General features: G+C 32.2%; 11 protein-coding genes. 5 read left to right on the top strand and 6 right to left on the bottom strand.

Translation table 11 applies throughout. The annotated features are described in order from the left end of the window. From S3O_RS13965 to S3O_RS0105535, 4 genes are all read right to left on the bottom strand, one after another. Positions 1–1,199 (bottom strand): hypothetical protein (locus S3O_RS13965; protein WP_010598079.1); only part of this gene is annotated, 1,199 nt, incomplete at its 3' end. Then, a complete protein-coding gene (locus tag S3O_RS15500; RefSeq protein WP_010598078.1) occupies positions 1,171–1,548 on the bottom strand; it encodes a hypothetical protein in 378 nt (125 codons plus the stop codon). The genes S3O_RS15500 and S3O_RS13965, both read right to left, overlap by 29 nt. 404 nt (positions 1,549–1,952) lie before the next feature. Continuing rightward, a complete protein-coding gene (locus S3O_RS11620) occupies positions 1,953–2,774 on the bottom strand; it encodes a sensor histidine kinase (RefSeq protein WP_010598077.1) in 822 nt (273 codons plus the stop codon). Positions 2,775–2,803: 29 nt separating this feature from the next. Then, the gene (locus S3O_RS0105535) at positions 2,804–3,601 is read right to left on the bottom strand and encodes a hypothetical protein (protein ID WP_010598076.1); all 798 of its coding nucleotides are present in this window, start codon (positions 3,599–3,601) and stop codon (positions 2,804–2,806) included. A gap of 702 nt (positions 3,602–4,303) precedes the next feature. Here S3O_RS0105535 and S3O_RS17300 point away from each other — a divergent pair. The 3 genes from S3O_RS17300 (at position 4,304) to S3O_RS15490 (ending at position 5,429) form a co-directional block, all read left to right on the top strand. After that, entirely contained in the window at positions 4,304–4,477 is a 174-nt protein-coding gene (locus tag S3O_RS17300) for a hypothetical protein (protein WP_156792765.1), read from the top strand. A 44-nt stretch (positions 4,478–4,521) separates the two neighbouring features. Then, the gene (locus S3O_RS15495; RefSeq protein ID WP_010598074.1) at positions 4,522–5,046 is read left to right on the top strand and encodes an Rpn family recombination-promoting nuclease/putative transposase; all 525 of its coding nucleotides are present in this window, start codon (positions 4,522–4,524) and stop codon (positions 5,044–5,046) included. Between the two features lie 116 nt (positions 5,047–5,162). Then, a complete protein-coding gene (locus S3O_RS15490) occupies positions 5,163–5,429 on the top strand; it encodes an RpnC/YadD family protein (RefSeq protein WP_010598073.1) in 267 nt (88 codons plus the stop codon). Positions 5,430–5,730: 301 nt separating this feature from the next. Here the strand turns inward: S3O_RS15490 and S3O_RS0105515 are convergent, their stop codons facing one another. Beyond that, on the bottom strand, positions 5,731–5,952 hold the full coding sequence (locus tag S3O_RS0105515) for a hypothetical protein (protein ID WP_010598072.1): 222 nt from the start codon (positions 5,950–5,952) through the stop codon (positions 5,731–5,733). Positions 5,953–6,937: 985 nt separating this feature from the next. On the opposite strand from S3O_RS0105515, the gene S3O_RS19625 reads away from it, so the two are divergent. Further along, positions 6,938–7,072, top strand: a complete 135-nt coding sequence (locus S3O_RS19625; protein WP_268869421.1) for a hypothetical protein — start codon at positions 6,938–6,940, stop codon at positions 7,070–7,072. 347 nt (positions 7,073–7,419) lie between these two features. Beyond that, a complete protein-coding gene (locus S3O_RS0105510; protein WP_010598070.1) occupies positions 7,420–7,779 on the top strand; it encodes a helix-turn-helix transcriptional regulator in 360 nt (119 codons plus the stop codon). On the opposite strand, the gene S3O_RS0105505 is transcribed toward S3O_RS0105510, so the two are convergent. Continuing rightward, positions 7,761–8,207: a helix-turn-helix transcriptional regulator gene (locus tag S3O_RS0105505; RefSeq protein ID WP_010598069.1), complete on the bottom strand. Its 447-nt coding sequence runs from the start codon at positions 8,205–8,207 to the stop codon at positions 7,761–7,763. The genes S3O_RS0105510 and S3O_RS0105505 overlap by 19 nt on opposite strands. Positions 8,208–8,495: the final 288 nt, after the last annotated feature.

The raw sequence follows: 8,495 nt of genomic DNA, 5'->3' as shown, positions 1-8,495 counted from the left end.
ATAATATTAAAGCGATTAATAATTAAATCGGAAGACGCTGATAAAGGAGAAATCCATATTGCGTTAAACCCTAATTGTCCGATCCTATCTAAATCAGCTATAACATCTGCCATTAATGCGTAGTTTCTTGGGAAAAGATGGTAAAGCCTTAATTTTCCATTCCCGTTTTCAGACATGAAGTGTTTGTTTGGATTGACTGTTACATTCATAACTAAATCGCTGCAAGTACCTGTCTCCATTGACCATCCTAATTTTCTCAATTCTCTATTTGGCTCCAATGTTTTAAGTATATTTACTAAATTTTCAATTTCCGGAAACGTTTTATCGATTTTAATTATCCGTAATAATTTTTCAATTTGATCTATGTCAAGCAGTTGTATTCGATTTTTTACTTCATTATATTTAATTGCCTGAAGTAAATACGTAGTCATTATATTACTTGCGCCTAATGAATCAAAAATATCGTACCAATCTCGTTTAAAATTTGGTATTATTTTTATACATACACCCTCTATATCTTTATCGAGAGAAAATTGTGTATAGTAAATAGTTCCACGGCGGAGAATCATTTCAGTTACTGAGCCACCTTTCTCCAAAGTGGAAATAATTTCATTGATTCCAAAACTTTTAGCGTCTTCAAGGGGATGATCTGCCTGATTCACTCGAATATGAGCATGTAACGTTGTAGTCCGTTCTGCATAAAGCGCGTGAAAATATATTTTTATTTTATCTTCTGAAGTAACACCATATACCGTTTCAAGAGTGGATAAAATATTATCCCTAAGTGCTTTTAAATAAAGCAATGACTGCTCTTTATCCTTATCTAAATCAAATAAAGAAGCTAAATAAACACTTTCACTTTTAGACTCTAAATCAAAAATTGAGCTCTGACTATTTGTTCGTGGTAATTTTGAGAAGCTTGAGCGTCTTTGTATATGCATCACTTCTGGCCCATATCGATAATAATTAAACATATCGTTGTCTTTACCCTGACAAACTTTTCTTGCTTCATGCATTAATTCCTCTCTAGTGTTTTTAAAAACCTCTTTCGGAGAAAGTCCAGATCGAAACTTAGCTGGTAACGCTTCGGGATGAACATACCAAGCAAGGAAAACCAACCCGTTTTTTGAATGTTTTAATTGTTTTAAGGCATAATTAGTAGATACCCTTTCACAATCGGATAAAAATTGTTCTATCAAAATGAGGAAAATTAATTGTAAAAAGTGTTTTTGAGTCGTGAGAAGGTGTATCAAACATAGGATACATTTCAGGTGCTAGCATAAATAATGCTCTTTCAATAGATGGTCTGCCATGTAGAAAACGATGGACAAATCCAGGTAACCCATGAATCGCACGATAATAAGTATCGGTCAATAACTTTGCGCCAGACTCATCAATATCGATTGTGGTACAAATTGCTTGATTGTATTTAAGTCGAGTTGCTTTACTTAAAGAAAGTTTCTCCCTTCTACCCCCACCCCAGGCATTAGTATTTTCTGGTCCAATAGGGGTTAAACATTCTGGAGTAAGCGAACTATTTACTGTCATTTTCTTCTTCATTTTTAGTTAATTAAAAAATGAATAATATCAAGCAAATGTTAACTAAATATTAAATAATACGAATAATCAACGAAAGCTGATGAAAATGAACGAACCTGATGAAAGCTCGGTCTTTTCCTAACCGGAATCTTTTTAAACTGGGGTAACTTGTCTCAAATATAAGAAAAAATTTTAGTTAAGTAATCAGGCGTGATCTAGCTAAAGTGTTGCTTACTATCCCCCTTATAATTTTGCTTACTGCATCTATATTGAGTCGCGCCCCCCAAACTTTACGGCCAATTTTTTGATGAAATATTAAATATACAACCACCCCTTCTAAAAAAGTGCATTGAATCAAAGTAGCATTGAATATGAATACACTTATTCTTTCTAAACCAGAAGCTTCACAACAGCTATGGAAAGTTTTTTAGAAAATAACTAGCTTTTATCAATATCTTTTCTTGCTGCCCCTTTAGTTTCTTCTGCGACTTGAAGTAACTGCTGATAAAGTATTTCAGGCTCTTCAGAAGATTTCGCTCGCAGTACGTGACCTGGTCTAATATTTTATATAAGGAAAACTTTTTCTTTAAGAGCGGTATTTCCCCAGTGGCTACCTGTATGCTTTCTAAAATTTTATTTAGGAACTCCAATAAAGCATTGCTTGAGTCCACAAGATCTGTTGCATATTCCGTTACTTTTTTTGGATTATTGGCTTGTGTTTGAATCAAATGAGCGCAACCCACAATCCCCGATAAGGGTGTACGGATATCGTGACGCATGTTCTCTAAAAATTCTGTCTTTGCTTCATTTGCTAACTCAGCTTTTTCTTTAGCGATTCTTAATACTTCTTCATTTTTTTTTCTTTCGGTAATATCAATAGATATACCAATTAAACCATCAATATTACCTAACTCATCTTTAAGAGGCGTTTTTATTGATAAATAAACTGCTGGGTCACCATTTATATCTAAGCCCATTTCTTCAATTTGATATTCTTTCCCAGTGGCAAGAACTTTGCTATCAAGCTGAACTACTTTTTCTGCTAAACTTTTTTCATACAAATCATAATCCGTTTTGCCTTCAATTTCATTTTGATGTTTAAGATCTAGAATTTCTGCAAGTTTTTTATTACACCAAACAAATTTGCCATGTTTATTTTTCCAATAAACATGGCCACTTAAAACATTTAAAGCACTTTCTAGAACTTTCAATTTTGCATTAGCATAAGTATTCATTTTTAATTTTTTACTATTCCATTTAAAATTTATGATGGATTTATTTTTAGAAATGAACTAGCTTGATCATTAGAAGTATTTTCCGTACTAGAATTAGTATAAAACATGCTAAGTTTAGACTTAGATTTGGACTTTAATTCAGAAAACATTGACATAAAGCAAGTATATTTTTCATTAATAAATAAAATACAATCAGTCATTGGCTTAGGATAAAAAATACAGCAATATCCAGGGTGAACTAAAATTTTACCCCATACAATTAGCACAGCACATTCTTCTTTTAAACATTCTCTACAATATTCTCTTTCTTTGTCAGAAAAAGAAATATTTTCTCGCTCGGAATATCGCTTTTCAAATTTCAAAACATCGCTTTCTATAGCATTATAAAATGCTGAGTCTTTTTTGCTATATAAACTATCAATTTCTTGTCGTGCTTTTTCATAAAGCTCATGATTAGTCCACTCATCCCATCTGTGATAAATGACCTGACTTTCTTTAAATTTATTTTTAATTAAATCCTTATAACCTTCTTCCCAGATATTTCCTTTCTTGTTTGCCAGATCACGCATTGCATCAGGGGTTTCTTTATTTTTTATAGCCAAACTATAACGTTGAGCCGTATCAGCAATAACTACCTTAACTAACGGCCTATTTATAAAATGCTTTACGAGAAGTTCAAGTACATCACAAAGGCTATCTGATTCATGATAAGGTTGACCAATACTAATTGGCATCCATAGAACAGTGGTTTGTTGAGTAAATTTTAATTTTTCCCTATTATGTGATTTGTAAAATCCACTGTAGCTTAATCTAGATGTTTTGGGCATATTATTCTTCTTATTTTAATGGGGATATAGTATAGTTCTACTCTAACTCTATAAGTAGGTTGAGCTTTTTATAGACACAAGAGGTAAACAACTATAACAGCGATATCGATAAGTATTCAAGTTTACCCAAATTTGATATCGCATTACTCCACCTCCAATAGCTTGTAAAGCTAGATTTGATATCTCTTTCAGATAATACCTGGTTCAAGGGACCTAATAATAAGGGGATAGCTTCGTGTATACCCACAGCCTCCTTGATTAATGAGTGTTGAAAGGGTATAAAACAACCTAATATCGTACCTTCACCTTCTTTGCTCTTTACAAAAATTTCGCCTTGTAGGTCGTCCACTTTTATGCCCTAAAAGGTCTTGTCGGTCTTCAAAGTTTACTCCCCTTGCGCGTAAACGACGTCCAAATGTATCCTTCAGGTCATGTACTCTTACATGAGGATAACCAATACGTTTATGGGCTGTTTTCTAGCCGGAATTTAACATCTTTTTAACAGGCTTACCTCGAAAGGTAAATACATATTCAGGATGTATCCAGGTACTTCCTTAATCACTTGATGCGCTATCCTATTAAGCACCACAAGACGTTCATCCCTATTCTTTTCGCCACTTAGGAATAATAAATACCGAACCTTCCGACACCTTTATCTCCCATTCCCATTTTAAATTGCATATCTCTTGATCACGACAACCGGTGTTTACTGTAAACAATGAGCAGAAAGATAAAATAGTTAGAATGAACTTAAATATGCCATTGTCTTTAAGAAAAGCGTTTAAACTAAAGGCTACTACTGATGAGAAGGAAATGAAACAAGCTTTTTATGAACTGATGAAAGGATATGCAGATGGCAAATTCAAGCTAAAATAGATCTAATAAAACAATCTCTCTATTCAGCACAACGACAACAATAAATGTCTCTCCAAATTTATAATCCGCATGATGCGATTTTTAAAAAGTTTTTTAGTGACATTGAGGTAGCACGAACTTTTGTCAAAAGCTATTTAGATCCGGATCTCCAGCAAAAATGTAATTTAACTTCGCTGAAAATTGAACCCGGCTCTTTTGTCGAAGAAGAACTTTCCCAGCAACATTCGGATATTTTGTATTCGCTCAAAATAGATGGAATAAAGGGTTATGTTTATATCAATGTTGAGCATCAAAGTTCACCAAACAAATTGATGCCTTTTCGAATGCTTCGTTACAAGCTAGCAATCATGAAACAGCACCTTGATCAAGGGCACAAGAAGCTACCTACAGTCATTTCGATACTTTTTTATCATGGTAAAAAAGGTCCTTATCCCTATAGCTTAAGCTTAATTGAGTGCTTTGAAGACCCGGATTTTGCACGTCAACACTTTTTAAACGACGCAATCTTGGTGGATTTGAGTCAGATCTCGGATGAAACTTTTGAGAAGCATCATAAACGGGTCTCTTAGAGCTGGTCCAAAAACATATCTTTCATCGAGATCTCGAAGAGATTGCGAAGCGTCTTATTGGGATGACCCGAAAAACCCAGCCGGATCATGAGTGATTTTATAATTTTGTGTATTATATGTTCGTTGCTGGCGAAACATCAAACGTTAGTCAGGCAATTAAAACCTTAAAATCTATTGAAGCGTATAAAGAGGATGTTATGAATGCAGCACATCAACTCCAACAACAGGGCCTACAGCAAGGTCTAGAACAAGGTCTAGAAAAAGGCCGCAGAGAAGAAGACTTAGTGATTGCTAAAAGAATGCTTGTGAGAGGGACTGATCGAGCGTTTATTAAGGATGTTACCGGCTTATCTGACCAAGATTTAATTAATCTAGAAAATTAATATGCACGTCTCTTAGAAGAACATATAATAAATATATGTCAGAATTCTAATAATTAGGCTAGGCCGACGGATAACAGGTCTAAAGAAAAACCGAATGTCAGCATGAATTATCTTATTCGTTTTTAGTTCTTATATGAAATAAGATATTTAGTTGAATTTTTTCAAAAAACGAGTTGAATGACTTAGAAATGACGTGAGTGGATGGCTAGTATATTTCAAACTTTTCCTCTTATAAGTCATTGATTAAAAATAGCTTTATCGTAAGCACCCTTTCTTTTTTGAAAAATTAATTCTTCACTATTCAGCGCGTAACATTTATTAATGATCCTTTCCTATCATTAATTAAATCTTCAATTTCATCGTCGTATACAGTTAGTAAGTTTTTCCTCTCATTATATCCGGGCCTTTTTAAGGCATCTAACTGATTTTCCTTAGGTAACTCTGCAATTTTTCTTGCTTCATTTATGGAAATAAGACCATAATTTATAGCTACCCTTAATTCTTTTAACCCACCACTAAACACTTTTTTAAATCCCTATATTCGTCTACGTAAAACCTACGTTGTGAGCGATAAATTCCTCTTTTTCTAAATTTGTTATTTGATCTAAATCTGATTTAGCCACAATTTATTTCCGTAAATTTTTTTTATGTCTTATATCGTTAAAAAATCAACTTGCTCAAAAGGCGGTATATTTTGATGATTTGTAAAAATAAATTGTAGAAGATAGGCTAATCATAAATAAATTTTACTTATTATTAATATGAAAAAATATTAATTTCTAAATATTTTTTTAGGTTGCCAAGCAAAACAGACTGAAGTTTCTTACGATAGGCTGAATCAATAGCTATAAAATCTGTGTAGGACTTTTGCGGGATTGAAGTATACTTTCATGTGCTTTTGCGTGACAATTGTAATGACTGCACCATTAATAATATTCTTTTTTCAATAAGTTCTAATTTAAGCTGTGGTCTCTTCATCAATTGCTTGTATTTTGGGAAAAGACAAGCGCCGCTATGTTCTCTTTCTGAAAGGGCGAGCATTTTATAATAGTGTCTCTATCGCTTGTCTGAGAAATAGTGGCTTCTTAATGAGTTGGCCTTAGGCTCTATGTTTATTTAATGCAGAGAGCACTCGATTATATCAATCTTAATCATGATATAAGTTTATCATTTGATCGTACACGGTTATAAACAGATAACTTTTAAATAAAGATAATGATAGGATAATATTTATTATACATTGTAAATATTTTTTATATTTACAAGTTATCTATTTATAAGCAACTCAAATTTTACTCTAAGAGATTTGCGTTATGTTTGACTAAGTATATGAATTTTAATTAAAAAGATTAGGATAGCTTGTTAATAATTAAGTTAAATCTAAAAAAATAGAAAAAGTGATTGCCATTCAGTAAAATACTTATCTTTTATAAATTTATCTGTGAGGTCTGTAAATGAAAAAGAAAATAACAACAACGTTAACTAAAGAAAAAAGACTCGGCGTGATTATGTCTGAAGAAATGTTTGAAGAGTTAAGAAAACTTTCTTATGAGGAGCATCGCAGTATGAATGAACTCTCTCGAGAAGGTATCTCTTATATTCTAAAGAAGTATAAAAAAGGATCCGCCCAATCCTCTTCTTGACATTTTTAAGCACAATTGTACAATTGTGTCTACCTACTATCTAAGTAGATGGAGTTTTTATCTAGGTTATTATTTATAAGTTAGTTTGTAAATAAGCATGCATTTATTAAAAGATTCGTTTCTAGTTGTGTAATAAGCAAGCTTAAAATAATTCAATATTATTGAATAACATCGGAAGTTTTCAGTTTTTTTTGATTATTAAAAAAATAAATTGTAATGTTTAGGTGTAGGAAATATAAATTCTATATAAGAATAAAGACGGTCATCGTTATTAAAATAAAAATGGAATTTACAATGACAATCCGATTAAGTCGATCTAATGAGATAAAATTAGAGGAAAATTAACGATGGAGGAATCTAATTTTTATAAATCTATTGCAAAAAATTATCTCTATTATTTTGGAAACAAGCACCCAACATCGAAACAACTGGCTATCATGCAAGACCTTCTTACCTCTCATTGGTTAAAAAGAACTATTCATTTTGCTTGCCAGCTTACTTCTCGTGAATGTGAATGTCTTTACTATTTAATGAATGGAAAAAATAAAAAAGAAGTTGCGGTGTTCATGCATATTTCTCCGGAAACAGTTAAGGTACATATTCGTTCTATTTTAAAAAAATTGCAGTGTAAAAATATAAAAGAAGCCATTTCAAAGGCAATTCGTTATGAATTGATTAAACAAGGGTATCATTTTTGTTTTGAATAAAAAGATTTTATATGTTTAATGTGTTCATTGATTAACTTATCGCATAAATACATTTGAAAATGACTGCTTGTGCTTCTAAAAGCAGCTTCAACCATATTTTTGCAACCTAATTTTTTAATACACCTTTTTCGATAGTATTTTATAGTATCTGGATGAAGTTCTAAAATTTGAGCGGCGCTGCTTATCGATTTACCTTTAAAAGCTAAATACAAGCATTTCATTTCTTGTAAGGTTAGCTTTTCAGGGAATGTTAATAGCCGGCTGGAAATTGCATCAACTAATAATTCTTTTAAAACAAGAAGTTGATTTTTAGATGGTTTTTTATTACCAAAATAAAGCAAGTAATCTCGAGCAAGTTCTTCATACAATACGCGTTGTGGATTAACTAGGGTGCTCGAAAAATATTCTATTTCATCATTTTGATGCATGTGCAGCCCTCTAAACAGCAAACTTAATGGACAATGAACGTGCATAATAGAGCGCAAACTAGGTGTCGTCTTCTACCCAAAAGGTTAGCTGTTGCAGGGGTATACTTAAATGCAATATTTCAGCAAATTATAAAAAATTTTAGAAGTATTTCTATGTTTTCTTAACCTTATTGTTCCCATAATTTATACCTCTAAAGGGGGCTTTTTTTATGATGATGACAATTCATAATAGCAATATCTTTAGTGACATTTTTGTATCTATAAATATACAGACAGAGAAAAAATTAA

It is taken from the genome of Rickettsiella massiliensis 20B (assembly GCF_000257395.1).
Classification (GTDB): domain Bacteria; phylum Pseudomonadota; class Gammaproteobacteria; order Diplorickettsiales; family Diplorickettsiaceae; genus Diplorickettsia; species Diplorickettsia massiliensis.
This window is presented reverse-complemented; position numbering and strand designations above follow the sequence as displayed.